Annotated in this window: 26 protein-coding genes; 17 read left to right on the top strand and 9 right to left on the bottom strand. The window is 61.7% G+C overall.

Features of this window, described 5'->3' with window-relative positions:
* Both N5D53_RS25285 and N5D53_RS25280 read right to left on the bottom strand, forming a co-directional pair.
* On the bottom strand, positions 1-392 hold a 392-nt coding region (locus N5D53_RS25285; protein ID WP_279841008.1), incomplete at its 3' end, for a hypothetical protein.
* A 55-nt stretch (positions 393-447) separates the two neighbouring features.
* Positions 448-861 (bottom strand): hypothetical protein, encoded by a 414-nt coding sequence (locus tag N5D53_RS25280; protein ID WP_129931868.1) that lies wholly within the window; start codon positions 859-861, stop codon positions 448-450.
* 85 nt (positions 862-946) lie between these two features.
* On the opposite strand from N5D53_RS25280, the gene N5D53_RS25275 reads away from it, so the two are divergent.
* Entirely contained in the window at positions 947-2023 is a 1077-nt protein-coding gene (locus N5D53_RS25275) for an aminopeptidase (protein WP_274140807.1), read from the top strand.
* 108 nt (positions 2024-2131) lie between these two features.
* Here N5D53_RS25275 and N5D53_RS25270 read toward each other — a convergent pair whose 3' ends face one another.
* Complete coding sequence (locus tag N5D53_RS25270) at positions 2132-2782, bottom strand: HAD family hydrolase (protein WP_279841007.1); 651 nt, start codon at positions 2780-2782, stop codon at positions 2132-2134.
* 121 nt (positions 2783-2903) lie between these two features.
* Complete coding sequence (locus N5D53_RS25265) at positions 2904-3452, bottom strand: gamma carbonic anhydrase family protein (RefSeq protein WP_004575263.1); 549 nt, start codon at positions 3450-3452, stop codon at positions 2904-2906.
* Between the two features lie 102 nt (positions 3453-3554).
* Between N5D53_RS25265 and prlC the strand changes: the two genes are divergently transcribed.
* From prlC to N5D53_RS25235, 6 genes are all read left to right on the top strand, one after another.
* A complete protein-coding gene (gene prlC / locus N5D53_RS25260; protein WP_223843571.1) occupies positions 3555-5606 on the top strand; it encodes an oligopeptidase A in 2052 nt (683 codons plus the stop codon).
* Positions 5603-5884 carry a YheV family putative zinc ribbon protein gene (locus N5D53_RS25255; protein WP_104960539.1) on the top strand — a complete coding sequence of 94 codons (282 nt, stop codon included), beginning with the start codon at positions 5603-5605 and terminating at the stop codon, positions 5882-5884. Before prlC ends, N5D53_RS25255 begins: the two co-directional genes overlap by 4 nt.
* A gap of 124 nt (positions 5885-6008) precedes the next feature.
* Positions 6009-8003, top strand: coding sequence for a M3 family metallopeptidase (locus tag N5D53_RS25250; RefSeq protein WP_279841006.1), 1995 nt, complete (start codon positions 6009-6011; stop codon positions 8001-8003).
* A 70-nt stretch (positions 8004-8073) separates the two neighbouring features.
* The gene (locus N5D53_RS25245) at positions 8074-9132 is read left to right on the top strand and encodes a PA0069 family radical SAM protein (RefSeq protein ID WP_279841005.1); all 1059 of its coding nucleotides are present in this window, start codon (positions 8074-8076) and stop codon (positions 9130-9132) included.
* Positions 9133-9437: 305 nt separating this feature from the next.
* Positions 9438-10157 carry a carbonic anhydrase gene (locus N5D53_RS25240; protein WP_003253046.1) on the top strand — a complete coding sequence of 240 codons (720 nt, stop codon included), beginning with the start codon at positions 9438-9440 and terminating at the stop codon, positions 10155-10157.
* A gap of 192 nt (positions 10158-10349) precedes the next feature.
* A complete protein-coding gene (locus N5D53_RS25235; RefSeq protein ID WP_274140816.1) occupies positions 10350-11882 on the top strand; it encodes a SulP family inorganic anion transporter in 1533 nt (510 codons plus the stop codon).
* Positions 11883-12389: 507 nt separating this feature from the next.
* On the opposite strand, the gene N5D53_RS25230 is transcribed toward N5D53_RS25235, so the two are convergent.
* The gene (locus N5D53_RS25230) at positions 12390-13031 is read right to left on the bottom strand and encodes a hypothetical protein (protein ID WP_014861534.1); all 642 of its coding nucleotides are present in this window, start codon (positions 13029-13031) and stop codon (positions 12390-12392) included.
* 369 nt (positions 13032-13400) lie between these two features.
* On the opposite strand from N5D53_RS25230, the gene coxB reads away from it, so the two are divergent.
* Genes coxB through N5D53_RS25210 form a run of 4 tightly spaced genes read left to right on the top strand, consistent with a single transcriptional unit; the run spans position 13401 to position 17641 of the window.
* A complete protein-coding gene (coxB, locus tag N5D53_RS25225) occupies positions 13401-14528 on the top strand; it encodes a cytochrome c oxidase subunit II (protein WP_104960542.1) in 1128 nt (375 codons plus the stop codon).
* Between the two features lie 43 nt (positions 14529-14571).
* Complete coding sequence (ctaD, locus tag N5D53_RS25220; protein WP_014589242.1) at positions 14572-16161, top strand: cytochrome c oxidase subunit I; 1590 nt, start codon at positions 14572-14574, stop codon at positions 16159-16161.
* Positions 16162-16170: 9 nt separating this feature from the next.
* Positions 16171-16737: a cytochrome c oxidase assembly protein gene (locus N5D53_RS25215; RefSeq protein WP_003253035.1), complete on the top strand. Its 567-nt coding sequence runs from the start codon at positions 16171-16173 to the stop codon at positions 16735-16737.
* A gap of 16 nt (positions 16738-16753) precedes the next feature.
* Positions 16754-17641: a cytochrome c oxidase subunit 3 gene (locus N5D53_RS25210; protein ID WP_020191170.1), complete on the top strand. Its 888-nt coding sequence runs from the start codon at positions 16754-16756 to the stop codon at positions 17639-17641.
* A 32-nt stretch (positions 17642-17673) separates the two neighbouring features.
* On the opposite strand, the gene N5D53_RS25205 is transcribed toward N5D53_RS25210, so the two are convergent.
* Positions 17674-17877, bottom strand: coding sequence for a twin transmembrane helix small protein (locus tag N5D53_RS25205; RefSeq protein WP_020191169.1), 204 nt, complete (start codon positions 17875-17877; stop codon positions 17674-17676).
* Between the two features lie 51 nt (positions 17878-17928).
* Here N5D53_RS25205 and N5D53_RS25200 point away from each other — a divergent pair, with 51 nt between their 5' ends.
* From N5D53_RS25200 to N5D53_RS25180, 5 genes are read left to right on the top strand one after another with little or no spacing between them, the layout of a single operon-like run.
* The gene (locus N5D53_RS25200; RefSeq protein ID WP_104960544.1) at positions 17929-18666 is read left to right on the top strand and encodes an SURF1 family protein; all 738 of its coding nucleotides are present in this window, start codon (positions 17929-17931) and stop codon (positions 18664-18666) included.
* On the top strand, positions 18635-19216 hold the full coding sequence (locus N5D53_RS25195; protein WP_020191167.1) for a hypothetical protein: 582 nt from the start codon (positions 18635-18637) through the stop codon (positions 19214-19216). Before N5D53_RS25200 ends, N5D53_RS25195 begins: the two co-directional genes overlap by 32 nt.
* A 9-nt stretch (positions 19217-19225) precedes the next feature.
* Positions 19226-20305, top strand: coding sequence for a COX15/CtaA family protein (locus N5D53_RS25190; protein ID WP_104960545.1), 1080 nt, complete (start codon positions 19226-19228; stop codon positions 20303-20305).
* Positions 20290-21183 carry a heme o synthase gene (gene cyoE / locus N5D53_RS25185; protein WP_010951511.1) on the top strand — a complete coding sequence of 298 codons (894 nt, stop codon included), beginning with the start codon at positions 20290-20292 and terminating at the stop codon, positions 21181-21183. The genes N5D53_RS25190 and cyoE overlap by 16 nt, the downstream gene beginning before the upstream one ends.
* Positions 21180-21812 carry an SCO family protein gene (locus tag N5D53_RS25180; RefSeq protein WP_003253019.1) on the top strand — a complete coding sequence of 211 codons (633 nt, stop codon included), beginning with the start codon at positions 21180-21182 and terminating at the stop codon, positions 21810-21812. The genes cyoE and N5D53_RS25180 overlap by 4 nt, the downstream gene beginning before the upstream one ends.
* Before the next feature lie 93 nt (positions 21813-21905).
* Here N5D53_RS25180 and N5D53_RS25175 read toward each other — a convergent pair whose 3' ends face one another.
* The 3 genes from N5D53_RS25175 to N5D53_RS25165 all read right to left on the bottom strand — a co-directional run bounded on the left by N5D53_RS25175 (position 21906) and on the right by N5D53_RS25165 (position 24419).
* Complete coding sequence (locus N5D53_RS25175) at positions 21906-22676, bottom strand: MetQ/NlpA family ABC transporter substrate-binding protein (RefSeq protein ID WP_020191163.1); 771 nt, start codon at positions 22674-22676, stop codon at positions 21906-21908.
* Between the two features lie 64 nt (positions 22677-22740).
* Positions 22741-23412: a methionine ABC transporter permease gene (locus tag N5D53_RS25170; protein WP_010951513.1), complete on the bottom strand. Its 672-nt coding sequence runs from the start codon at positions 23410-23412 to the stop codon at positions 22741-22743.
* On the bottom strand, positions 23412-24419 hold the full coding sequence (locus N5D53_RS25165; protein ID WP_003253013.1) for a methionine ABC transporter ATP-binding protein: 1008 nt from the start codon (positions 24417-24419) through the stop codon (positions 23412-23414). Before N5D53_RS25165 ends, N5D53_RS25170 begins: the two co-directional genes overlap by 1 nt.
* Positions 24420-24646: 227 nt before the next feature.
* Here N5D53_RS25165 and katE point away from each other — a divergent pair, with 227 nt between their 5' ends.
* Complete coding sequence (katE, locus tag N5D53_RS25160) at positions 24647-26782, top strand: catalase HPII (protein ID WP_279841004.1); 2136 nt, start codon at positions 24647-24649, stop codon at positions 26780-26782.
* Positions 26783-26786: the final 4 nt, after the last annotated feature.

Genomic DNA, 26786 nt, shown 5'->3' with positions numbered 1-26786 from the left:
CTAGGCTCGTTCACCACCACCTTGCGGTTGGCGTCATACAGCAGCACCTGCGGCTCCATCACCGGCGCCCGCGCTTCCAGGCGATAGCGCTCGCCGGCCTTGAAGTTGTCAAAGCGGACGGTCAGGTAGCAGGTTCGGTCCCTGGGTTGTGACATGAGGCCGCCCGAGTAGATTTCATAATCGAAGCGCACCACCAGTTCATGCTTGCCCGGTGTCACCTGAAAGTAACGGCCATCGTCCAGGCGCTTGCCGTCGAGGCGGTCGGCCATGATCACCCGACCGGGGGTCATGGTGTACAGATCGACCCAGGCCTGCTTGGGGTCGACGGGCGGCAAGGGGCTGGCGCAAGCCCCCAGTGTACTGAGGGCGATCAGCATCATGGGCTGGCGCATGGCAAAACTCCCACTTGCGATTTACAAGTAACAAGCATAGCGCCGTTTGTGCGGTTCAGGTGCGCTGACAACCTGCCGGCAGCCCTTGACCCAGCAGTTTTTGCTGGTGGTCGTAGAGTTTTATCCAAGGGCGGAAGCCAATGCTGCCAGCCTGCAGCTGATAACGCTGCCCGGCGCTGAAGTCCTTGAAGGTCAGCTTGACCTGGCAATCGCGCCACAGTGGCTGATCGACGGGGCCGATATTGCTGGGGTTAACCGGAAACTGATAGCGCACGGTCAGTTCGTGGCTGCCGGGTTGAACCTCGAAATAGCGGCTGTCAGCCCAGTCACGCTCATCGACCTGCACGGCGTCTAGCGAAGTATTGTCGTAGCGGGTGAGGTCGATCCAGGCCTGGTTCGGGTCTGGGTCTGGCAATGTTGAACAGGCAGAGATCAACAACACTGAGCCGGCGACCAATAATGCACGCATGGCGAAACTCCCCCTTGGCGAGATAGTCTTGGAGCGAAATGGTCTTGAGCGAGTCAGACAGTCCCGGATGCTTCGACTTTTTCTTATGCAGCGCTCAGGCCTTGGGGCACTCGACCGCATTTTCACCCGTTTGGTTCCGCTGCTTGCGGCGTTCCTGCTGAACGGTTGCAGCAATGTCGCCTACTATGGGCAGCTGGCCCAGGGCCAGTGGCAGTTGCTGCGGGCGCGGCAGCCTGTAGAGCAGGTATTGGCCGACCCTGCTACCCCTGCACCCTTGCGCGCGCACCTGCAACAGGCCGAACAGGCGCGGGTGTTTGCCAGCCAGCAATTGAAACTGCCAGACAACCGCAGCTACCGGGTATATGCCGACCTTGGCCGCCCCTACGTGGTGTGGAATGTGTTCGCCACGCCCGAGTTGTCGTTGCAACCGGTAACGCACTGCTTTCCGATTGCCGGGTGCGTGGCGTACCGCGGCTACTACCAGCAAGGCGCGGCGCGAGGTGCGGCGGCGTTGATGCGTCAGGATGGCCTGGATGTGTACGTGGGCGGCGTGGAAGCTTATTCGACCCTGGGTTGGTTCGATGACCCGATTTTGTCGTCGATGGTGGGCTGGGGCGATGAGCGCCTGGCTACGTTGATCTTTCATGAACTGGCCCACCAGCGCTTCTATGTGCAGGACGATACCGAGTTCAATGAATCGTTTGCCTCGTTCGTCGAGCAGGAAGGCACGCGGCAATGGCGGGCGGCGCGTGGGCTGGCGGCGGTTGACGCAGAGCAGAGGCAGCAGCAGCGTGACCAGTTCATCCGCCTGGTGCTGGCCTGTCGTGAGCGGTTGCAGGCCATTTATGCCGGGCCTTTGGATGATGCGCACAAGCGCCGGGCCAAGCAGGCGGAGTTTGAGCGTTTGAGGCGTGAATACCGGCAGGTGCGTGATGGCCAGTGGGGTGGTGACAAGCGCTATGACGCGTGGATGTATGGGCCGATGAATAATGCCAAGTTGTTGCCGTTCGGGCTCTATGACCAGTGGGTGCCGGCGTTTGCGGCGCTGTTTCGTGAGGTGGGTGGGGATTGGGTTCGGTTTTACGCGCGGGTCGAGCATTTGGGGCGGATGCCGATTGAAGAAAGGAAAGCGGCGTTGCAGCGTCTGATGGTTAGCCTTTGAGATTTGGGGCCGCTTTGCGGCCCATCGCGACACAAGGCCGCTCGCACAAAGGCCCTGCGTATGCCGATCGAGGTGGGAGGGCCGGCTGCAAAGCAGCCCTGCTGGCGCTCAAGCCTTGCTAAAAGCCTGATGCAAATCGGCTACCGTGGCGAAGTGGAAAGCGGGTTCTTCTGCCATCAGCTCTTCCCGGCTCCCAAACCCGTATCCCACCGCGACGGCTTGCAGCCCGTTGCTGCGCGCGCCGATCAGGTCATGCTTGCGGTCCCCGATCATCAGGGTTTGCGTCGGGTCCAGCCCTTCTTCATCCAGCAAATGGCGAATCAGCTCGACCTTGTTGGTGCGCGTGCCGTCCAGTTCACTGCCGTAGATCACCTTGAAGTGATGATCGAAGGCGAAATGCCGAGCGATTTCGCGGGCGAACTCCCACGGTTTTGACGTGGCAATGTACAGCGTGCGGCCCTGCCCGTTCAGGGCCTCAAGCAACTCCGGCACACCTTCGAACACGAGGTTCTCGTATAGACCGGTCACGCGGAAACGCTCCCGGTAGAAGTTCACCGCATCCCAGGCCTTGGCTTCGTCGAAGCGGTAGAACTGCATGAAAGCCTGCAGCAGGGGTGGGCCGATGAAGTGTTCGAGGCGGGCCAGGTCTGGTTCGTCGATGCCCAGCTTGGCCAGGGCGTACTGGATCGAGCGGGTGATGCCCAGGCGTGGGTCGGTCAGGGTGCCGTCGAGGTCGAAGAGGATGTTTTGCTGGTGCATGTACAGGGTTCCACTTGAGTGCTGCGTGGCCTTCTTCGCGGGCATGCCCGCTCCCACAGGTACAGCGCAGGCCTTGATGGCTCCACTGAACCTGTGGGAGCGGGCGTGCCCGTGAATGCGGTCATTCAGGTTGATCGTAGCCTTCGGCCAGGTGCTGGTCCTTGAGCTTCACGTAGTTGCCGGCGCTGTAGGAGAAAAATGCGCGCTCCTTGTCGTTCAGCAGCCGGGCCTGTTTCACCGGGCTGCCCATGTACAGGTAGCCACTGACCAGGCGTTTGCCCGGCGGCACCAGGCTGCCAGCGCCAATGATCACTTCGTCCTCGACGATGGCACCATCCATGATGGTGCTGCCCATACCCACCAGGATACGGTTGCCCAGGGTGCAGCCATGCAGCATCACCTTGTGCCCGATGGTCACTTCGTCGCCGATGATCAGCGGGAAACCGTCCGGGTTGAAAGGCCCGGCGTGGGTAATGTGCAGCACGCTGCCGTCCTGCACGCTGGTGCGCGCGCCAATGCGGATGCGGTGCATGTCGCCGCGCACCACGGTCAACGGCCAGACCGAACTGTCTTCACCGATCTCCACGTCGCCCAGCACCACCGCCGAACGGTCGACGAAGGCCCTGGGCCCAACTTTCGGAGTGTGTTGCTGGAAGCTGCGAATGGCCATGATAGCGTCTCTCATCTGTGCCGATAGGCAGGCTGCCTGCTGCGGTCGGCGTCGATTGTAATTAAGATGGGGCAGTGTTTCTTCTGCCAAGGTATCCAAACCGTGACTGCGAACAACCCGCTTCTGCAATCCCACGATCTGCCGCCCTTCTCGCAAATTCGTGCCGAACACGTGTTGCCGGCGATCGAAGCGATCCTGGCCGACAACCGTAAAGCCATTGCCGAGATCCTTGAAAAGCAGGGCAAGAACCCTACATGGGCCGGCCTGGTGCTGGCCATGGACGAACTGAACGACCGCCTGGGCGCCGCCTGGAGCCCGGTCAGCCACCTTAATGCGGTGTGCAACAGTGCCGAGTTGCGTGAGGCCTACGAGTCGTGCCTGCCGGCGTTGAGCGCCTACTCTACCGAACTGGGCCAGAACCGCGCGCTGTTCGAAGCCTACCAGGCGCTGATCGACAGCCCTGAGGCTGCCGGCTTCGACGTGGCGCAAAAGACTATCCTCGAGCACGCCTTGCGTGACTTCCGCCTGTCGGGTATCGACCTGCCGGCGGACAAGCAGCAGCGTTACGCCGAAGTGCAGAGCAAGCTCAGCGAGCTGGGCAGCCGTTTCTCCAATCAGCTGCTTGACGCCACCCAGGCGTGGACCAAGCATGTTACCGACGAAGCTGCGCTGGCCGGCCTGACCGATTCGGCCAAGGCGCAGATGGCCGCTGCAGCCCAGGCCAAGGGCCTGGACGGCTGGCTGATCACCCTCGAGTTCCCCAGCTACTACGCAGTGATGACCTACGCCAGCGACCGCGCCCTGCGCGAAGAGCTCTACGCCGCCTACTGCACCCGCGCCTCCGACCAGGGCCCGAATGCCGGCCAGTTCGACAATGGCCCGGTGATGCGCGAAATCCTCGACCTGCGCCAGGAACTGGCCGAACTGCTGGGCTACAAGAACTACGCCGAGCTGAGCCTGGCCACCAAGATGGCCGAGTCCAGCGACCAGGTGCTGAGCTTCCTGCGTGACTTGGCCAAGCGTTCCAAGCCGTTCGCCGCCCAGGACCTGAAACAGCTCAAGGCCTACGCTGCCGAACAAGGCTGCCCCGAGCTGGCCAGCTGGGACGCCGGCTACTTTGGCGAGAAGCTGCGCGAGCAGCGCTACAGCGTGTCGCAGGAAGCCCTGCGCGCCTACTTCCCGATCGACAAGGTGCTGGGCGGCCTGTTCAGCATCGTGCAGCGCCTGTACGGCATCGAAATCGCCGAGCTCAAAGGCTTCGACAGCTGGCACCCGGACGTACGCCTGTTCGAGATCAAGGAAAACGGTCAGCACGTTGGCCGTTTCTTCTTCGACCTGTACGCCCGCGCCAACAAGCGTGGCGGCGCCTGGATGGACGGCGCCCGTGACCGTCGCCGCACCGCCGGCGGCCAGCTGCAAAGCCCGGTGGCCAACCTGGTGTGCAACTTCACCCCGGCCGCGCCCGGCAAGCCCGCGCTGCTGACCCACGATGAAGTCACCACCCTGTTTCACGAATTCGGTCACGGCCTGCACCACATGCTGACCCGCATCGAGCATGCCGGCGTGTCCGGCATCAACGGCGTGGCCTGGGATGCGGTCGAGCTGCCAAGCCAGTTCATGGAAAACTGGTGCTGGGAGCCGGAAGGCCTGGCACTGATTTCTGGTCACTACGAAACCGGCGCCGCCCTGCCCCAGGACCTGCTGGACAAGATGCTGGCCGCGAAAAACTTCCAGTCGGGCATGATGATGGTGCGCCAGCTGGAGTTCTCGCTGTTCGATTTCGAGCTGCACGCCAGCCATGGCGACGGCCGCAGCGTATTGCAGGTGCTCGAAGGTGTGCGTGACGAGGTGTCGGTCATGCGCCCGCCGGCTTACAACCGTTTCCCCAACAGCTTTGCGCACATTTTCGCGGGCGGTTACGCGGCGGGCTACTACAGCTACAAGTGGGCCGAAGTGCTGTCGGCTGACGCCTTCTCGCGCTTCGAGGAAGAAGGCGTGCTGAACGCCGAGACCGGCCGCGCCTTCCGCGAGGCGATCCTGGCCCGTGGGGGTTCGCGCGAGCCGATGGAGCTGTTCGTCGACTTCCGTGGCCGTGAGCCTTCCATCGATGCATTGCTGCGCCACAGTGGTCTCACCGAGGACGCTGCAGCATGAGTGAGGTAGCTGTGAACAAGACCAAGAAGCGCTTCATTGCCGGTGCCGTGTGCCCGGCGTGCAGCGAGCCCGACAAGCTGATGATGTGGAACGAAGGCGGCGTACCGCACCGCGAGTGTGTGGCCTGCGGCTTTACCGACACCCTCAACGAGCAGGGCTTGTCGGTGCCGAAGGAACTGGGCACGCGGGTCAACCACCTGGCGCCGAAAGCCGCGCCGGCCAAGGTGCAGACCGTGCAGTTCTTCCCAAATCCGAAGCTGAAAAAGCCGGCTGAGTAATACGGTCATGCCGCCCGGGTGCAATGCCCGGGCTGGCATGGACAGGTGTTAGATAGTCAGGCCACCTGGCACACGCTGGCCATGCAAGCTCTCTTGCTCATTTCTATCAGCAAGGTGATGCACCATGGCCAACCCTCTTCTGCAAGATAGCCATATCCCCGTCGATTACTCTTCCATCACCCTCGAAAACATGCAGGCGGCATTCGCTCACGTGCTGCAGGCACACGAGAACGGTGTCGAACGCATCATCCGTGATCAACGAACCATGCCCACCTGGGATGACATGGTGCTGGCGGTGGATGGGCTGGATAGCCGGCTGCTGGCAGTGTTGTATGCCGCCTCACCACTGGTCGGCCGGGATACGGCGTGGGCCAACGCCATCATTCATTTCTACGGGAAAGTGACGGCGCGCTTCGAGCAAAAATTCGCCAACACGGCTTTGCATGACCTGTATGCACGCTTGGCCGGTAGTGACATCGGCAAGCAACTGGATGTCGGGAAGCGTGCCACTTTGCGTTGGCACCTGGGCAAGTTCGCCGCTAGCGGGGCTTTACTCGACACCGCAGGCAAAGCGCATCTGGCAGACCTTCAAGCGCAGATTGGCACTGCACGCGAGGCGTTCCGCAGCAACATCGACCGGCCTGGGTTGAATATCACCGATGAAGCGGAGCTGAGCGGCATCCCGCAGCGGGTACGTGACGAATTGGCTGCAAGCGCACAGCAAGCAGGTAAGCAGGGGTGGTTGATTGCGTGTGACACGGTGACTACGCGTGAGGTGCTCAAACATGCTGACAACCGCCAGCTCCGTGAGCGCGTGTACCAGGCTTTTCACGCCCGTGGCGTCAGCCATGATCGGCAACAGGACAACCGCACGTATTTGCAGCAACTGGCGCAATTACTTGAGGAGAAGGCCCTCCTGCTCGGTTATTCCGGCCATCTGGAGCAGAGCCTGCAGGTGAAGAGTGCGGGTTCGGTAGCCCAGGTGTGCAGCTTTCTCCACGATCTGGCCGATCATGTGCGACCTGCCATGTTGCGGTGGCGTTCGCAGGTGGAGTGTTGGGCTGCCGAGCAGGGCCTGGGCAAACCCCAACCCTGGGATTTCGAGTACCTGCGGTGTGCTTCGCGCAGCGAGTTTCCTGCCGAAGCGCTGCGCAATTACTTCCCGCTGAATACTGTTGTCAGTGCGTTGCAGCAATTGGCGCAGACGTTGTTTGGTGCAGTGCTGCAGCCCAAAGCGCTGCCTGTCTGGGATGACAGCGTGCAGCCGTTCGAGGTGTGGCAGGACAGCGCTTTCATTGGCTTTCTGTATCTGGATGCCGTGCAACACGCAGGCAAGCAGCCAGACGCGGTGTTCACCACCTATGCAAGGAATCGCCGGGTCGATGCAGAGGGTATCTACCAGGCCGCCTCGGTGGTGGTGTTCAGTGATGTGCCGCAAGCGCTGTCAGGTTCACAGCCGTTGCTCGATCATTTGTCACTGCGCAAGCTGTTCCATGAATTCGGCCATGCCCTGCACCACCTGCTGGTACGTACGACGAACCACGTCATGTCCAACGTGACCGAGCTGGGCACCGATGGTGTGGAGTTGTTCGGCAAGCTGTTCGAACGTTGGGTCTGGGACGCGGACTACCTGGTGGCGATCTCGGCGCGCACCCACGACGGCCACCAACTATCCCGCAAGCAAGCCGATGAGTGCCTGCGGCAGCTACGGCAGCAGAGCGTGGAGGAGATCGCGGGTGATCTATGCCTGGCGCTGTTCGACATGGACCTGCATGGCACTCCAAACGATGGCAGGACCATTGAACAGCGACTGGGTGATGCCCGCGAGCGTTGCGGTTACTGGCCACTCGCTGATTTCGAACATCCGGCGCATGCCTTCGACCACCTTGTGAACGGCTACGATGCGGGTTACTACGCCTACCTGTGGTCGGATGTGCATGCCTTCGATGTGTTCACCCGCTTCGAAGCCGAGGGCCTGTTGAACGGAGCCACGGGGCGGGCACTGCAGGAAGCACTGTTCGCCCCAGGGGCATCGCGCCCATTGCGTGAAGGCATCGAGGCGTTTCTTGGGCGGCAATCGAGCCAGGCAGCGTATCTCGGCTGGCATGGCCTGAAGTAGTCAGACCAGAGGTGCTGGAAAGATCCCGGCATGCACGATACTGTATATGAATACAGTACTCGGGTGAGCCATGATTCCTCCAGCACCGCAAAAGGGCCGTGGCACGGCGCACAATCCACACAACCGCTTTGCCCCTGGTCGTTCGGTGGCGGAAGATGATGGCTGGTACCAGGAAGTGCCGCAAACCCAGGGTACCGAGGTGCGGATCGAGACAGCCAAGTCGGTGATCAGCCGCAACACTTCACCCGACCTCCCTTTCGATCGTTCCATCAACCCTTACCGTGGCTGCGAGCATGGCTGCATCTACTGCTATGCCCGCCCCTCACACGCCTACTGGGACCTTTCTCCCGGCCTGGATTTCGAGACCAAACTGATTGCCAAGACCAACGCCGCCGAGGTGCTGGCACAGCAATTGAGCAAACCGGGCTACGTGTGCGCGCCGATCAATCTGGGCTCCAACACCGACCCGTACCAGCCGATCGAGCGGGAACAGTTGCTGACCCGGCGCTTGCTCGAAGTGTTACTGCGTTTTCGTCACCCGGTGACCATTGTCACCAAGGGTTCACTGGTGCTGCGCGACCTCGACCTGCTGGCCGAGATGGCCCGCCAGCACCTGGCACGGGTGATGATCAGCCTGACCACGCTGGACGACGGCCTCAAACGGGTGCTCGAACCCCGAGCGGCCTCACCCGGTGCGAGGTTGAGGGCCATCCGGGTATTGCGTGAAGCGGGCGTACCGGTGGGTGTTTTGTGTTCGCCGATGATTCCGATGATCAACGACAGTGAACTGGAACGCCTGCTGGAGGCGGCCAAGGAGGCTGGCGCACAGAGTGCGGCCTACATGATGCTGCGCCTGCCGCTGGAAGTGGCGCCGTTGTTCGAGCAGTGGTTACAGGACCATTACCCGCAGCGGGCGGCGCATGTGTTGAGCCTGATCCGCCAGAGCCGCGGTGGCGAGCTGTATGACAGCCGGTTCGGCGTGCGCATGCGTGGTGAAGGGGTATTTGCCGAGTTGCTGGCGCAGCGCTTTGCCAAGGCGATGAAACGGCTGGACTTCGAAGGGCGCGAGGCGCAGGCGCTGGATTGCTCGGCGTTTTGCCCTCCGGGTGGGCAGATGGCGCTGTTCTGACATGAACCCACCCCCCACAGGGGGCTGCGCATTGCTCACAACGCAACTAATAACAACCAATAATTGCGCTAATACATATTGGCAGTTGATGTTTTTTTGCTATTATCCAGTTCCCGCCTTTTTCATCTGGAACGCCCGTTCTAGAGCCTTCGAATTAAGTTTCAGTTAAGTTTTCCCCGCTAGCGTAGGTAACAAGTCCATAGCGACTGTGATCTATGGCCCGTGCGTGTCATCTAAAACCCTGCATAGCCTGAATCTTTCACCGGTAAAATGGATTTACCTACACACCGTCAAGAGGATGAATCATGCCCGTCAAGGACCCATCCAAGGTCGTACCGCAGGTCCCCGCGGAAAGCGCCGATGCTGCCCTCAAGCACATCGTCGACGGCTTCCTGCGCTTTCACCATGATGTTTTCCCTGATCAGCAAGAGCTGTTCAAGAAGCTCGCCACCGCGCAAACACCACGCGCCATGTTCATCACCTGTGCCGACTCGCGCATCGTTCCCGAGCTGATCACCCAGAGCTCGCCAGGCGACCTGTTCGTGACCCGTAACGTGGGTAACGTGGTACCGCCTTATGGTCAGATGAACGGGGGCGTTTCCAGCGCCATCGAGTACGCCGTAATGGCGCTTAAAGTGCACCACATCATCATCTGTGGCCACTCCGACTGTGGCGCCATGCGTGCGGTACTCAACCCGCAGTCGCTGACCAAGATGCCTACCGTTGGCGCCTGGTTGCGCCACGCTGAAGTTGCCCGCACCGTGGTCGAGAACAACTGCTCCTGCGGCAGCGAACACGAGACGATGCAAGTGCTGACCAAAGAGAACGTCATCGCCCAGCTGCATCACTTGCGCACCCATCCTTCGGTGGCCTCGCGCCTGGCAGCCGGTGAGCTGTTCATTCATGGTTGGGTGTACGACATCGAGACCAGCAAGATCGAAGCCTACGACGCCGCCAGCGACAGCTTCCTGCCCTTGGCCGCGGGTGAACCCGTTCCCTGCGCCACTCCGAGAGGCCGCTACTAAGCGACCCGTCCGCCGCTAGAACCTTGATAGCCGGCTGCACCCTGCAGGGGTGTGGCGCGGCCTTCGGCTGCCTTGAATTCCCTGACTGCCCTGCCGGCGTGCTCGCTGGCGGCCCGCGCCTGCGCGCTTGTCAGGGGCAAACGTGCCCACGGCCAGGGGAATGGCCGTGCGACTAGAGAAAGGAGAAACACGGTGAACATTACACAGTTGAAAGCGGCCCTGCCGCGTGAGTTGCTGGCGTCGGTGGTGGTCTTCCTGGTGGCCTTGCCGTTGTGCATGGGCATTGCGATCGCTTCTGGCATGCCGCCGGCAAAAGGCCTGATTACTGGGATTATCGGCGGCATTGTCGTCGGTTTCCTTGCTGGATCGCCGCTACAGGTCAGCGGCCCTGCTGCCGGTCTGGCGGTACTGGTGTTCGAGCTGGTACGCCAGCACGGCATGGCCATGCTCGGGCCAATCCTGTTGCTGGCCGGCCTGTTGCAGTTGCTTGCCGGTCGCTTGCGCCTGGGCTGCTGGTTCCGCGTGACCGCGCCGGCGGTGGTTTACGGCATGCTCGCCGGGATTGGCGTGTTGATCGTGCTTTCGCAGGTGCATGTGATGTTCGACACCGCGCCGCAACCGTCGGGCCTGCAGAACCTGCTGGAGTTCCCGGCAACTTTGTCGGCAGCCCTGCCTCAGGAGAGCACCGGCGCCGGCTGGATGGCCGGTGCGCTGGGCCTGGGGACTATCGCCATCATGTGGGGCTGGGAGCGCTTGCGGCCGCAGCGGCTGCGTTTCGTGCCGGGTGCATTACTCGGCGTGGCCAGCATGACCGCTATCAGCATGTGGCTGGCCTTGCCGGTGAACCGCGTGCAGGTACCGGCCGACCTGTCCGAGGCCATCGACTGGCTTCGTCCGGAGGACCTGTTGCAACTGGCCGACCCTACCCTGCTGGTCGCCGCCTTTGCCTTGGCGTTCATTGCCAGCGCCGAAACCTTGCTGTCGGCCGCAGCAGTGGACCGCATGCACAGCGGCCAGCGTTCGGACTTCGACCGCGAACTGTCGGCCCAGGGCATCGGCAACATGCTGTGCGGGGTGCTGGGTGCCCTGCCGATGACCGGGGTAATCGTGCGCAGCTCGGCCAACGTCCAGGCGGGGGCGCAAACCCGGGCGTCGGCAATCTTCCATGGCTTGTGGTTGCTGGCCTTCGTGGTGGCGCTGAGCAGCGTGCTGCAGCAGATCCCGGTAGCGAGCTTGGCGGGGGTGTTGGTGTTTACCGGGTTCAAACTGGTCGACTTCAAGGCGTTCCGCGGGCTGGGCCGTTATGGGCGCATGCCGATGTTCACCTATGCGGCGACTGCGCTGGCGATCATCTTTACCGACCTGCTGACAGGTGTGCTGCTGGGCTTTGCCCTGACCTTGCTGAAGCTGGCGTTCAAGGCGGCGCGGCTGAAGATCAACCTGGTGAGCCTGGCCAAGGATGGGCACATGGAACTGCGCCTCAGTGGCGCGGCGACCTTCCTGAAGGTGCCGGCGCTGACCCAGGTGCTGGATACCGTACCGGCGGGCACCACGCTGCATGTGCCGCTGGGGAACCTGAGCTATATCGACCACTCGTGCCTTGAGTTGCTGGAGGACTGGAGCCGCAGTAATTCTGCCAATGGTTCGCGCTTGTTGATCGAGCAGCGGCGCCTGAAGCGTCGGATCGAGGGGCGGTTGCGGACGACGGCGGGGGTTGGGGCGTAGGAGCGGGTTTACCCGCGAATACGGTAGCGGCGGCAACGGTGAACGGCGGGTTGAGATTGGCCAGCAGGGCCGGCCCTTTCGCGGGTGAACCCGCTCCTACGACGGCCTGTGCCGAATCACCGATGCGTGTAATCAATGGCGGCGGCAACGGTGATCGGCGGGTGGAGATTGGCCAGCAGGGCCGGCCCTTTCGCGGGTAAACCCGCTCCTACGACGGCCTGTGGCGAACCACCGATGCGTGTAATCGGTGGCGGCGGCAACGGGGATCGGTAGGTTGAGATTGGCCAGCAGGGCCGGCCCTTTCGCGGGTGAACCCGCTCCTACGACGGCCTGTGCCGAACCACCGATGCGTGTTTGTAGGAGCGGGTTTACCCGCGAATACGGTAGCGGCGGCAACGGTGATCGGCGGGTGGAGATTGGCCAGCAGGGCCGGCCCTTTCGCGGGTAAACCCGCTCCTACCACGGCCTGCGCCGAACCACCGATGCACCTAGGCCGTGACAGGTATATCAGGCCGGCTGACCCAGCTCGACACCCAGTTGGCGCGACAGGCACGGCCAGCGCTTCCACGCCGCGCCAGTTGCCGGGCTGCTCAGCTTCTCTCGATAAGCCTCCACCGATTCAACCGCAAAGCTCTCGTCATTGAGCATTTCGTCGACCGAGTGGTGCACCACCTCATCCAGCTGGTTGGCAAAGCTTTCGCCAATCAACTGGTGGGCAATCAGGTTGGCGACCGTGGTGTCGACCGGGATCAACGGCTGCTGGAAGTGGCGGATGTACAAGTCATTCACCTCTTCCACCAGGCGGTGCGCCAGGTATGCTTCATCCAAAAGGCAGTCCAGGCCTACATGCCCTTGCATCACGCTGGGCGGCTGCAGGAAGTAGGCTTCGGCAATTTTCAGTACAGGTTTGATCTGCGATTCAATCCCGGCTTCGCGGGCGACCTCGTGGGCGGCCTCCAGCAATTCCGGAACCTGATCGATGTAGGCGCTGACGAAGCGCGCCAAAGTACCCTGGGCGTCCTGCTCAGGCAGTTGGATCGAGGGGTGCAGGTGGGGCAGTTGCAGCTCGAGACGCTGTTTCAATTGGCCGGTCTGGCCTTCATGTTGATGGGCTTGGCTTACCTGCTCGCGTACAGCAGCGATGTTCATGACAACTCCAGGGACATTACGTTTCAAACGGAAGACACTAAATTAGCTCGGTATACAGAATACCTAAGACGTATTTGTTATAAGCCTCGCAAACGTGTGCGCTATCAGGCATATCGACGTGCCATTATTACGCCATGCCCTGTCAAGCACGCGGTTTTCCGGCCATTCGGCCATTTCATGAAGTTCATTTCACAGGCTTCATTGCGTGCCATTGGTCGCTGTCTATACTCCCGTTGAACGTGATTCGTTGATGAGGCCCGACTGCTTTTAGCAGGGGCTCGGTCGTCGAAGCCATGCAGTCTTGACCGCCGTTCCCTCTTGCCGCAGGCCATGCCTCCGGGACAACAAGAATTAGAAGGGGAACCCGCAATGATGCGACATCCACATGTCTGGATGGGCCTCCTGTTGTGGTCGGTTTTTGGTCAGGCCAACGCCGCCTGGACCGTGAACATGCACCCAGGGGCGACGGAAGTCTCCAACGCCGTCTTCGACCTGCACATGACCATCTTCTGGATCTGCGTGATCATCGGCATCGTGGTGTTTGGCGCGATGTTCTGGTCGATGGTCATCCACCGCCGCTCCACTGGCCAGCAGGCCGCGCATTTCCACGAGCACACGTGGGTGGAAATTCTCTGGACGGTGGTGCCCTTCCTGATTCTGGTGGTGATGGCCATTCCGGCTACCAAGACCCTGATCGACATCTATGACGCCAGCGAGTCGGACATCGACGTCCAGGTCACCGGCTACCAGTGGAAATGGCACTACAAATACCTGGGCCAGGACGTGGAGTTCTTCAGCAACCTGGCCACCCCCACCGACCAGATCCACAACAAGGCGCCCAAGGATGAGCATTACCTGCTGGAAGTCGACCAGCCGCTGGTGCTGCCGGTGGGCGCGAAAGTGCGCTTCCTGGTCACTGCTGCCGATGTGATCCACTCCTGGTGGGTGCCGGCCTTCGCGGTCAAACGCGACGCCATCCCAGGCTTTGTCAACGAAGCCTGGACCCGTATCGAAAAGCCAGGCATCTACCGCGGCCAGTGCACCGAGCTGTGCGGCAAGGACCACGGCTTCATGCCGGTGGTGGTCGAGGTCAAGTCCAAGGCGGATTACGACACCTGGCTGGGCGAGCGCAAGGCTGAAGCCGCCAAGCTCAAGGAGCTGACCAGCAAGGAATGGACCCTGGAAGAGCTGGTGGCGCGAGGCGACAAGGTCTACCACACCGCCTGCGTGGCCTGTCACCAGGCCGAAGGCCAGGGCCTGCCGCCAATGTTCCCGGCGCTCAAAGGCTCGAAGATTGCCACCGGGCCGAAGGAAGACCACCTGAGCATTGTCTTCCATGGCAAGCCCGGCACGGCCATGGCCGCTTTCGGCAAGCAGCTGTCGGAAGTCGACATCGCTGCTGTGGTCACCTACGAGCGCAATGCCTGGGGCAACAACAAAGGCGACATGGTGACGCCGAAGGACGTGCTGGCGCTGAAGCAGGCAGAAGCCAAGTGAACCGGGTTACTCGCGGCAATCAATGGATTGCAGGAGACAGGACATGAGTGCAGTGATCGACGACCACGCCCACGGCCACGACCATGCGCACGGCCCGGCCAAGGGCCTGATGCGCTGGGTGCTGACCACCAACCATAAAGACATCGGCACGATGTACCTGTGGTTCAGTTTCATCATGTTCCTGCTGGGTGGCTCGTTCGCCATGGTGATCCGCGCCGAGCTGTTCCAGCCTGGCTTGCAGATCGTGGAGCCGGAATTCTTCAACCAGATGACTACCATGCATGGCCTGATCATGGTGTTCGGCGCGGTGATGCCGGCCTTCGTCGGCCTGGCCAACTGGATGATTCCGCTGATGGTCGGCGCGCCCGACATGGCACTGCCACGGATGAACAACTTCAGCTTCTGGCTGCTGCCGGCGGCCTTCCTGCTGCTGGTATCGACGCTGTTCAGCCCGGGCGGAGGGCCAAACTTTGGCTGGACGTTCTACGCACCGCTTTCCACCACCTATGCGCCAGCCAGCGTCACCTTCTTCATCTTCGCCATCCACCTGATGGGTATCAGCTCGATCATGGGGGCGATCAACGTGATTGCCACCATCCTCAACCTGCGTGCCCCCGGCATGACGCTGATGAAAATGCCGCTGTTCGTCTGGACCTGGCTAATCACCGCGTTCCTGCTGATTGCGGTGATGCCAGTACTGGCCGGCGTGGTAACCATGATGCTGATGGATATCCACTTCGGTACCAGCTTTTTCAGTGCTGCAGGTGGCGGTGACCCGGTGCTGTTCCAGCATGTGTTCTGGTTCTTCGGCCACCCTGAGGTCTACATCATGATCCTGCCCGCCTTCGGTGCGGTCAGCTCGATCATCCCGGCATTCTCACGCAAGCCGCTGTTCGGTTATACCTCGATGGTGTATGCCACCGGCGCCATTGCCTTCCTGTCATTCATCGTCTGGGCCCACCATATGTTCGTGGTCGGCATCCCGGTGGTCGGCGAGTTGTTCTTCATGTACGCCACCATGCTGATTGCCGTGCCCACCGGGGTGAAGGTATTCAACTGGGTCAGCACCATGTGGGAAGGTTCGCTCACCTTCGAAACGCCGATGCTGTTCGCCATCGCCTTTGTCATCCTGTTCACCATTGGTGGTTTCTCCGGGTTGATGCTGGCGATCGCCCCGGCAGACTTCCAGTACCACGACACTTACTTCGTGGTGGCGCATTTCCATTACGTACTGGTGCCTGGTGCAATTTTCGGCATCTTTGCCTCGGCCTACTACTGGCTGCCGAAATGGACCGGCCACATGTACGACGAAACCCTCGGCAAACTGCACTTCTGGCTGTCGTTCGTCGGCATGAACATGGCCTTCTTCCCCATGCACTTCGTAGGCTTGGCCGGCATGCCACGGCGCATCCCCGACTACAACCTGCAGTTCGCCGATTTCAACATGGTGTCGTCGATCGGCGCGTTCATGTTCGGCGCCACGCAGATCTTCTTCCTGTTCATTGTCATCAAGTGCATCCGCGGTGGCGCGCCGGCACCGGCCAAACCCTGGGATGGCGCCGAGGGCCTTGAGTGGTCGATACCCTCGCCTGCGCCCTACCACACCTTCCAGACACCCCCGGAAGTGAAATAGGAACCCGCCATGAACGGCCTGTCGGTGAAACGCCTGGTAACGCGCCTGTTGATGCTGACGGTGGTGATGTTCGCCTTCGGCTTCGCGCTGGTGCCGATCTACGACGTCATGTGCAAAGCCTTCGGTATCAACGGCAAGACCGGCGGCCAGTACGAAGGTAGCCAGGTCAGTGACCCGACGCGTGCTGTGCGGGTGCAGTTCATGTCGACCAATGCCAGCGACATGGTCTGGGACTTCTACTCCACTGCCGACCAGCTGGAGGTCAACCCGGGGGCGGTGAACCAGATGATCTTCATCGCCCACAACCCGACCGACCGGCCGATGAGTGCACAGGCAATACCCAGCATTACCCCGGCCGAGGCCGCGGCCTACTTCCACAAGACCGAGTGCTTCTGCTTTACCCAGCAGGTGCTGCAGCCCGGCGAACGCATCGAGATGCCGGTGCGCTTCATCGTCGACCGCGACCTGCCGGCCAGCGTGAAGCACCTGACACTGGCCTACACCTTGTTCGACATCACCGCTCGCCACCCGCCGGTCGCGCACGTTGCGGCGCAGGACGTCCAGGGCGCCCGTTAAGGGAAGGAGAACAGCAATGGCAAGTCATGAGCACTACTACGTTCCGGCGCAGAGCAAATGGCCGATCATCGCCACCATCGGCATGTTCATCACGGTATTCGGCCTGGGCACCTGGTTCAACGACATGAAGGCGGGCCACCCGGATTCCCACGGGCCGCTGATTTTCTTCGTGGGTGCGTTGTTTCTGGCCTACATGCTGTTCGGCTGGTTTGGGGCAGTGGTCAAGGAGAGCCGCGCCGGGTTGTACAGCCCGCAACTGGACCGCTCGTTCCGCTGGGGCATGAGCTGGTTCATCTTCTCCGAAGTGATGTTCTTCCTGGCCTTCTTCGGTGCGCTGTTCTATGTGCGCGTACTGGCGGGGCCGTGGCTGGGTGGCGAAGGAGCCAAAGGTGTTGCACACATGCTGTGGCCAACCTTCGAATTCACCTGGCCGCTGCTGCATACCCCCGACCCCAAGCTGTTCCCACCCCCCAAGGAAGTGATCGACCCGTGGCACCTGCCGCTGATCAACACCATCCTGCTGGTCAGTTCCAGTGTGACAATCACCATTGCCCACCACGCCTTGCGCCGTGACCACCGCGGCCCGCTGAAATTCTGGATGGCGCTGACCATTGTCCTGGGCATCAGCTTTATCGCACTGCAGGCCTTCGAGTACCACGAGGCCTATACCAAGCTGGGGCTGACACTGGGTTCAGGGATCTACGGTGCGACGTTTTTCATGCTTACCGGGTTTCACGGCGCCCACGTGACATTGGGCACGATCATTCTGATCGTGATGTTCGTGCGCATTCTGCGCGGGCATTTCAACCCAGAAAAACACTTCGGCTTCGAGGCAGCCAGTTGGTACTGGCACTTCGTCGATGTGGTGTGGGTGGGGTTGTTCATCTTTGTCTATGTGTTGTGAATACGAAAACCCTGTAGGGGCGGGTGAGCGCTTCAGAAAGGGGCGTGGGAGACCAGTTGACCGCTGATCAAGCCCCAGGCGACCAGGCCTATGGTCAGGGCTGCCAGGGTCACCCGTATGGTCAGCGCCTTGAGCAGACGGGTCGAGTTTTCATCATCCTTGACCAGAAACACCAGGCCACTGAACAGGCTGGCAATCGTGGCCAACAGCATCAGGACAATCGCGGCCTTGAGCATGGCGTTACTCCCGGGGGATGCGGTGATGTGGATAAGTATAGCGAGGCGCCCGTGAGGCCGTTTCGCCCAGGCTGGGTACCGACGCTGGTGGTGCTTGCATTGCTGCCGGGGCTGATTGCGCTTGGTTGCTGGCAACTCGGCCGTGCCGAGGAAAAGCGCGTGCTGCTGGCCACCTATGCAGAACGGCGGGTTGAAGCACCGATCGCCACCGCCCAGCTCTTCTCGAAAGAAGACAACGCCTTCCGCCGCGTGCACCTGTATGGCCGCTTCGACGCCGAGCACAGCGTGCTGCTGGACAACCGCATGCGCGACGGCAAAGCCGGTGTCGAGCTGCTGCAGCCCTTTCACGACCAAGCCAGCGGCCTGTGGTTGCTGATCAATCGTGGCTGGCTGCCATGGCTGGACCGCCGGGTGCCGGTGCACTTCGAAACCCCTGCCCAGGCCTTGGCGCTGGATGCCTCTGTGTATGTCGCGCCCGGTAGCACCTTCCAGCTGCACCCGGACCCCATCGGCGGGCAATGGCCGCATCTGTTGACCGCTATCGATGCCGCGCAGCTATGGCAACAGCTTGATCGCGAAGGCTTCGCCCAGGAATTGCGCCTGGAGCCGGGCCCTGCGAGCTATCGCCTGGACTGGCCGGTTGTCGCCATGAGCCCCGATAAACACGTCGGCTATGCCGTGCAGTGGTTTGCCCTGGCTACCGCTCTGGTTCTGCTCTACCTCTACTTCGGCTGGCATCAAAACAAGGAGAAACGCCATGGCCACCGCCACTCCACTGGACGCGCCTGAACGTAGCAAACCCAGAGCCCGTGGGCGTTTGCAGCTTTTGCTGATCCTGCTGGTGGTGCTTGGGCCAATGGTTCTGGCCACCAGCATGTACAAGCTCAAATTCTGGGTACCGGAAGGCCGCAGCTACCATGGCGCCATGATTGGCAATGGGGAAAGCCGTGCCGATCTCGGCGTGGCGGGGCAGGACGATCGCTGGCAGTTGCTGGTCAGCGCACCCCAGGCCTGCACCGAAGACTGTCAGCGCCTGGTGTACCTGGCTCGGCAGATTCAGGTCGGGCTGGGGCGTGATGCCAGCCGCGCCAGCCATGCGCTGGCCGCCGCCCAGCCGCTGAGTGCCGACTATCAGGCACTGCTCGGCCGCGAGTACCCGCAGTTGCAGCGCTACCCGCTGGATGCGCAACGCTACCAGCAGAAGGTTGCCGAGCCCGGCCCGCAGCTGTGGATCGTCGACCCGCACGGCAACCTGGTGCTGCGCTACGACGGCAAGGTCAACGGCAAGCATGTGCTGGATGACCTGCGCCACCTGCTCAAGCTGTCCAATATCGGCTAGGAGCCTGCCATGGCCAGACCTGGATTTCGCCTTGCTGTGTTCGCCACCCTGCTGGCACTGCTGGTCGTCCTGCTCGGTGCCTATACCCGCCTGACCCACGCCGGCCTCGGTTGCCCCGACTGGCCCGGGTGCTATGGCTTTATCAGCGTGCCCAAGAGTGAAGCGCAGTTGGCCCATGCCGAGCTGCACTTTCCTGAGCACCCGGTGGAAGCTGCCAAGGGCTGGGCCGAGATGGTCCACCGCTACTTTGCCGGTAGCCTGGCCGTGGTGATCGCCCTGCTCGCTTTCCAGGCAATGCGCCGGCATGCACGCGATGGGCAGCCTTATCGCCTGCCGATGCTGCTACTGGGTGTGGTGCTGGCCCAGGCAGCCTTCGGTATGTGGACGGTCACCCTGAAACTATGGCCGCAGGTGGTCACGGCGCACTTGCTGGGTGGCTTTACCACGTTGAGCTTGCTGTTTCTGTTGTCTCTGCGTCTGTCCCGGGCCTTTGCGCCCTTGCCGAAACTGCCGCTGAGCCTGCGCCGGATCGCTGCGCTGGCGCTGCTGGTGGTAATCGGCCAGATCGCCCTGGGCGGTTGGGTCAGCGCCAACTACGCCGCCGTGGCCTGCATCGACCTGCCGACCTGCCATGGCCAGTGGTGGCCAGCGGCGGACTTCAGCAACGGCTTCCACCTGACCCAGCACGTCGGCCCCAATTACCTGGGCGGACAGCTGGACAGTGATGCGCGTACGGCCATCCACATCAGCCACAGGCTGGGCGCGCTGCTGGTGACCTGCGTGCTGCTGATGCTCAGCTGGAAGCTGCACCGCTGTGGTCTCCCCGGCCTGTCGCGGCTGGTGCTGCTGGCGCTGGCCCTGCAAGTGGGCCTGGGCATCAGCAACGTGGTGTTCCACCTGCCGCTGGCGGTGGCTGTTGCGCACAATGCCGGCGGGGCGATGCTGCTGCTGAGCATGGTGCTGGTGAACTACCGCATTCGAGTGGTCGACAAGGTTCGAGTGGGTGTCGGCCATGGCTGGCGTCTGCGGCCGGTGGTCGGGGTGGGCATTTCCCATCATATGAGGAACGACTCGTGGCGACGCTTCTAAGCGTACGACGGGCCCGCTGGCGCGATTACCTCGAGCTGACCAAGCCCAAGGTGGTGGTGCTGATGCTGATCACCTCGCTGGCGGGCATGTTCCTGGCCACCCGGGCGGGCGTCAGCTGGAGCGTGCTGTTGTTCGGCAACCTGGGTATCGGCCTGTGCGCGGGTGGCGCGGCAGTGGTCAATCATGTGGTGGATCGGCGCATCGATGCGCTGATGGCACGCACCCACAAACGGCCTTTGGCTCAAGGCCGAGTCGAGCCCCTGCCGGCGCTGTTGTTCGCCTTGGCCCTGGCGCTGCTGGGCATGGTCCTGCTGCTGGTGTTCACCAACGCCCTCACCGCCTGGCTGACCCTGGCCTCATTACTCGGTTATGCGGTGCTCTACACCGGCTTTCTCAAGCGCGCCACGCCACAGAACATCGTCATCGGTGGCCTGGCCGGGGCCGCTCCGCCGTTGCTCGGCTGGGTGGCGGTAAGCGGCCATGTCAGCGCCGAACCCTTGCTGCTTGTGCTGATCATTTTCGCCTGGACCCCGCCGCATTTCTGGGCGCTGGCCATCCACCGCAAGGAGGAATACGCCAAGGCCGATATCCCGATGTTGCCGGTGACCCACGGCGAGCGCTACACCAAACTGCATATCCTGCTGTACACCCTGATCCTTTTGGCAGTGAGCCTGCTCCCGTATGCCATCCACATGAGTGGCCCGCTGTACCTGGTCTGTGCCCTGGCCTTGGGCCTGCGCTTCCTGCAATGGGCTTGGGTGTTGTACCGTAGCAGCCGGCCGCACGCGGCGATCGGCACCTTCAAGTACTCTATCGGCTACCTGTTCGCGCTGTTCATTGCGTTGCTTCTTGACCACTACCTGTTGCTGAACCTATGACCCGAACCCAGAAAACCGTCTTCATCCTCGTTGCCCTGGTCGCGTTGATCCTGGGCCTGACCGTCAACAAGGTGCTTAATGGTCGTGACCAGCCCAACCCTGCCGAGCTGATCGATGCGGGCATCATCCTGCTGCCGCAGAGCCGAGCCGTGGCTGATGTCACCATGACCAACCAGGACGGCCAGCCGGTGCAGATGGATGACCTCAAGGGCAAATGGTCGCTGCTGTTCTTTGGCTACACCTACTGCCCGGACATCTGCCCGACCACCCTGGCCCAGCTGCGCCAGGTGAAGAGCGAGCTGCCCAAGGATGCCGTCGACCGGCTGCAGGTGGTGTTGGTGAGCGTGGACCCTAACCGCGATACGCCGAACCAGCTAAAGCAGTATCTGGGCTATTTCGACAAGGACTTTGTCGGCGTGGCGGGGTCGATCGAGGATACCCAGAAGCTGGCCAATGCCTTGAGCATTCCGTTCATTCCGGCGGATACCAGCAAGCCGGGGTATACCGTGGATCACAGCGGTAATCTGGCGATCGTCGGGCCGGATGGGCGACAGCGGGGGTTCATTCGGGCGCCGTTCAACAACCAGAAGCTGGGGGCGCAGTTGCCGGGGCTGGTCAAGCGGGATTGAGTCAGCCCCAAAAGCTTCGCGGGTAAACCCGCTCCTACAACGATGTGTGTAGGGGCGGGTTTACCCGCGAAGAATAGAGCGTGATAGGTCGGATCAGAACGCCGGAACCACAGCGCCTTTGTACTTCTCGATGATGAACTGCTTCACCGCAGGCGAGTGCAGTGCAGCCGCCAGTTTCTTCATGTCGTCCGAGTCCTTGTTGTCCGGGCGGGCAACCAGGATGTTCACGTAAGGCGAGTCGCTGCCCTCGATGGCCAGCGCGTCTTTTTCCGGGTTCAGCTTGGCTTCCAGCGCGTAGTTGGTGTTGATCAGGGCGGCATCTACCTGGGTCAGCACACGCGGGATGGTGGCGGCTTCCAGCTCACGGAACTTCACGTTTTTCGGGTTTTCGGCAACATCCTTCACGGTCGACAGGATGTTCTTGTTGTCCTTGAGCTTGATCACGCCCGCCTTGTCCAGCAGCAGCAAGGCGCGGCCGCCGTTGGTGGCGTCGTTGGGGATGACCACGGTGGCGCCGGAGGACAGCTCGTCCAGTTTCTTGATCTTGGTCGAATACACGCCCAGTGGCTCGATGTGCACGCCGGCCACGCTCACCAGCTGGGTACCCTTGGCCTTGTTGAATTCATCCAGGTAAGGCTGGTGCTGGAAGAAGTTGGCGTCCAGGCGCTTTTCCGCCACCTGCACGTTCGGCTGGATGTAGTCGGTGAATTCCTTGACCTTCAGCTCTACGCCTTCTTTCGCCAGCTGTGGTTTGACGAAGTTGAGGATCTCGGCGTGCGGCACCGGGGTGGCGGCGACGGTAAGGGTATCGGCCTGGGCCGAGAAGGCCGCGACAGCGGCAGCGACAGCAAGCAGCTTCTTCATTGATCACTCCTTGTGAGGGCCGCGACGGCCCCCGAACGGGTCGGCCAGGCCGACCCCATTGGGGTTATTTACGGGAAAAATGCACGACCAGTTTGTCGCCCACGCTCTGCAGGACTTGAACCAGTACCAGCAGCAGTACCACGGTCACTACCATCACATCGGTCTGGAAACGCTGGTAACCGAAGCGGATAGCCAGGTCACCAAGGCCCCCGGCACCCACCACACCGGCCATGGCAGTGTAAGAAACCAGGGTGATGGCGGTTACCGTTATGGCCGCGAAGATGCCCGGACGGGCCTCCGGCAGCAGCGCACTGGTGATGATCTGGCGGGTGGTGGCGCCCATCGACTGGGTGGCTTCGATGATGCCGCGGTCCACTTCACGCAAGGCGGTTTCAACCAGGCGCGCAAAGAACGGCGTGGCACCCACCACCAGCGGCGGGATGGCGCCTGCAACGCCCAGCGAGGTACCGGTGATCAGCACGGTGAACGGGATCATCACGATCAGCAAAATGATGAATGGCAGCGAGCGCAGGATGTTGACCACCAGCGACAGCAGCGCGTAGACGCCTTTCTGTTCGAACATCTGCTTTGGCCCGCAGAGGAACAGCAGCACGCCCAGTGGCAGGCCCAGCAGCACGGTGAAGAACAGCGAGCCGAACAGCATGATCATGGTATCGACGGTGGCCAGCCAGATTTCGGCCCAGTCGACGTTGGCAAAGAAATTCAGGGCGTCCATCAACGCAGTACCTCCATATGTACGTCAGCTGCCTTGAAGCGGGCGAACGCCGCTTCCATGTCTCCGCCGATCAGGGCGAGAGTGAGCTGGCCATAGGGGACATCCTTGATGCGGTCGATACGCCCGGCGAGGATGCTGTAGTCCACACCGGTTTCGCGGGCCACGGTGCCCAGCAGCGGCGCGTAGGTGGCGTCGCCCTGGAAAGTCAGGCGTACGATGCGGCCTGGCACGTGGGCAAAGTCGTCGCGCTGCTCGCCTTCGTCGACCTGCTCGTCTTCCTGGACGAAGCGCTTGGTGGTGGGGTGCTGCGGGTGCAGAAACACCTCGGCCACCGAGCCTTGCTCGACGATCTGACCGGCGTCCATCACTGCCACGCGGTCGCAGACACGGCGGATCACGTCCATCTCGTGAGTGATCAACACGATGGTCAGCTTCAGTTCACGGTTGATCTCGGCCAGCAGTTGCAGGACCGAGGCCGTGGTTTGCGGGTCGAGGGCACTGGTGGCCTCGTCGCATAGCAGTATCTTCGGGTTGGTGGACAGGGCGCGGGCGATGCCGACGCGCTGCTTCTGGCCGCCAGACAGCTGCGCCGGGTACTTTTTGGCGTGGTCCGACAGGCCAACGCGAGCCAGTAGCTCGGTGACGCGCTTGTCGATTTCGCTGCGCGACAGCTCACCGGCCAGGGCCAGTGGCAGGGCGACGTTGTCGGCGACGGTCTTGGAGGCCAGCAGGTTGAAGTGCTGGAAAATCATCCCGACCTGCTGGCGGAAGCCGCGCAACTGGCTGGCGTTGAACGCGGTGACATCTTCGCCGTCGACGATGATCGTGCCGCCGGAGGGCTCCTCCAGGCGGTTGATCAGGCGCAGCATGGTGCTTTTGCCAGCGCCGGAATGGCCGATCAGGCCGAACACCTGGCCATCTTCGATGGTCAGGCTGGTCGGATTCAGTGCGGGGATTTCCCTACCGGCAACGCGGTAGGTTTTATGTACCTGTTGGAACTCGATCACGTAGCGAACCTTGTGGGGCGCATTGAAATTTGGGTCAGCGGTTAGCTGGGGTCGCGCATTTTAGCCTTTTCCCATAGCTGTTCTTAGCATTTATTTCGTCATGCACCAATCCATCGGGCATATCGCGACAACCGGTAATCCTGATTGAACGCTCGGCAACGCCCTCCAGTCACTACTTGGACAAGCCCTGAACGGGCACGCCTTAAGACTGATGAGGAGAGCCGATCATGCCCAGCAAGAAAACGGATGCGCCCAAGCACAGCGAGGCCGCCGGTACCCAGACCCCTGACAGGGCCAACACCAATGCCAAGCTGCAGAGCCTGGAGGCCGACCGCAGCGATGCGACCGGGCAGGCGCTGCGGACCAACCAAGGCGTGCGCATTGCTGACAACCAGAACTCCCTCAAGGCGGGTGATCGCGGACCTTCGCTGCTTGAAGACTTCATCATGCGCGAGAAAATCACCCACTTCGACCATGAGCGTATCCCCGAGCGCATCGTGCACGCCCGCGGTACCGGGGCACACGGGTTCTTCCAGAGCTATGGCAACCACGCCGAGCTGACCAAGGCCGGCTTCCTGCAAGATCCGGAAAAGATCACCCCGGTTTTTGTCCGCTTCTCGACGGTTCAGGGCCCACGCGGTTCGGGCGATACGGTGCGAGATGTGCGGGGCTTTGCTGTCAAGTTCTATACAGATGAAGGCAATTTCGACTTGGTCGGCAACAACATGCCGGTGTTCTTCATCCAGGATGCCATCAAGTTCCCCGATTTTGTCCACGCGGTGAAGCCAGAGCCACACAACGAGATACCGACCGGCGGTTCGGCTCATGACACTTTCTGGGATTTCGTCTCGCTGGTGCCGGAGTCGGCTCATATGGTCATGTGGGCCATGTCTGACCGCGCCATCCCGCGCAGCCTTCGGATGATGGAAGGCTTTGGCGTGCATACCTTCCGCCTGATCAATGCCGAGGGCGTGGCCAGCTTCGTCAAGTTTCATTGGAAACCACGCCAGGGCGTGCATTCCCTGCTGTGGGACGAAGCCCAGAAACTGGCGGGCAAGGACACCGACTTCCAGCGCCGTGACCTATGGGAAGCCATCGAAACCGGTGACTACCCCGAATGGGAACTGGGCGTGCAGATCGTGCCTGAGGCAGACGAACACAAATTCGACTTCGACCTGTTGGACCCGACCAAGATCATCCCGGAGGAACTGGTACCCGTCACGCCGCTGGGCAAGATGGTGCTCAACCGCAACCCGGACAATTTCTTTGCCGAGGTCGAACAGGTGGCGTTCTGCCCAGGCCATATCGTGCCAGGTATCGACTTTACCAACGACCCGCTGCTGCAGGGCCGGCTGTTCTCGTACACCGATACCCAGATCAGCCGCCTGGGTGGGCCGAACTTCCACCAGATCCCGATCAACCGGCCGGTAGCGCCAAACCACAACAACCAGCGTGATGCGCTGCACCAGCACGTCGTGCACAAGGGCCGGGCTTCCTACGAGCCCAACTCGATTGACGGCGGCTGGCCGAAGGAAACCCCGCCTGCGGCGCAAGACGGCGGCTTCGAGAGCTATCAGGAGCGTATCGATGCGCACAAGATTCGCCAGCGCAGTGAGTCGTTCGGCGATCACTTCTCGCAGGCTCGGCTGTTCTTCCAGAGCATGAGCCCGACCGAGCAACAGCACATCATCAAGGCTTACAGCTTCGAGTTGGGCAAAGTGGAGCGTGAACATATTCGCGCCCGGGGAGTGAATGAAATTCTCGCCAACATCGACCTGAAGCTGGCGGCGGCAGTTGCGGCCAACCTGGGCCTCCCTGCGCCGAAAGCGGGTACGGTGAAGGTGAAGGGTAGCCAGTTGGCGCAATCGCCTGCGTTGAGCCAGATGAACCACCCAGGTTCGGTGGGTATCAAGGGGCGCAAGATTGCTGTGCTGGTGGCCGATGGCGTGGACGCTGTCAGCGTGGACAAACTGGTAAAGGCCCTGGAAGCGCACAGTGCCCGGCCGATGCTGCTGGGGCCGACCTCGGCGCCGGTGAAGGCGGCGGATGGCAAGCAACTGCCGGTAGCGGCGTCGATGGAGGGGATGCCTTCGATCATGTTCGACGGGATTGTCGTGCCAGCGGGCAAGGCCTCTACGGATGCGCTGGCGGCTAGCGGATTGGCCAAGCACTTCGTGCTGGAGGGTTACAAGCACCTGAAGGCGCTGGTGCTGACCAAGGAATTGGCGAAAGCGTTGGGGCTCAAGGAGGACAAGGGGCTGTTGCTCGGGGATGAGCAGAAGGCAGTGGATGCCTTTGTAAAAGCGGTTGAAGGTCACCGGGTGTGGGAGCGGGAGGCGGCAGCTGAAGCTGTTCCTGCCTGACAAG

The organism is Pseudomonas sp. GD03862 (assembly GCF_029840855.1).
Lineage (GTDB): Bacteria > Pseudomonadota > Gammaproteobacteria > Pseudomonadales > Pseudomonadaceae > Aquipseudomonas > Aquipseudomonas alloputida.
The sequence above is the reverse complement of the archived record's forward strand: the minus strand, read 5'-3'. Positions and strand labels throughout refer to the sequence as shown.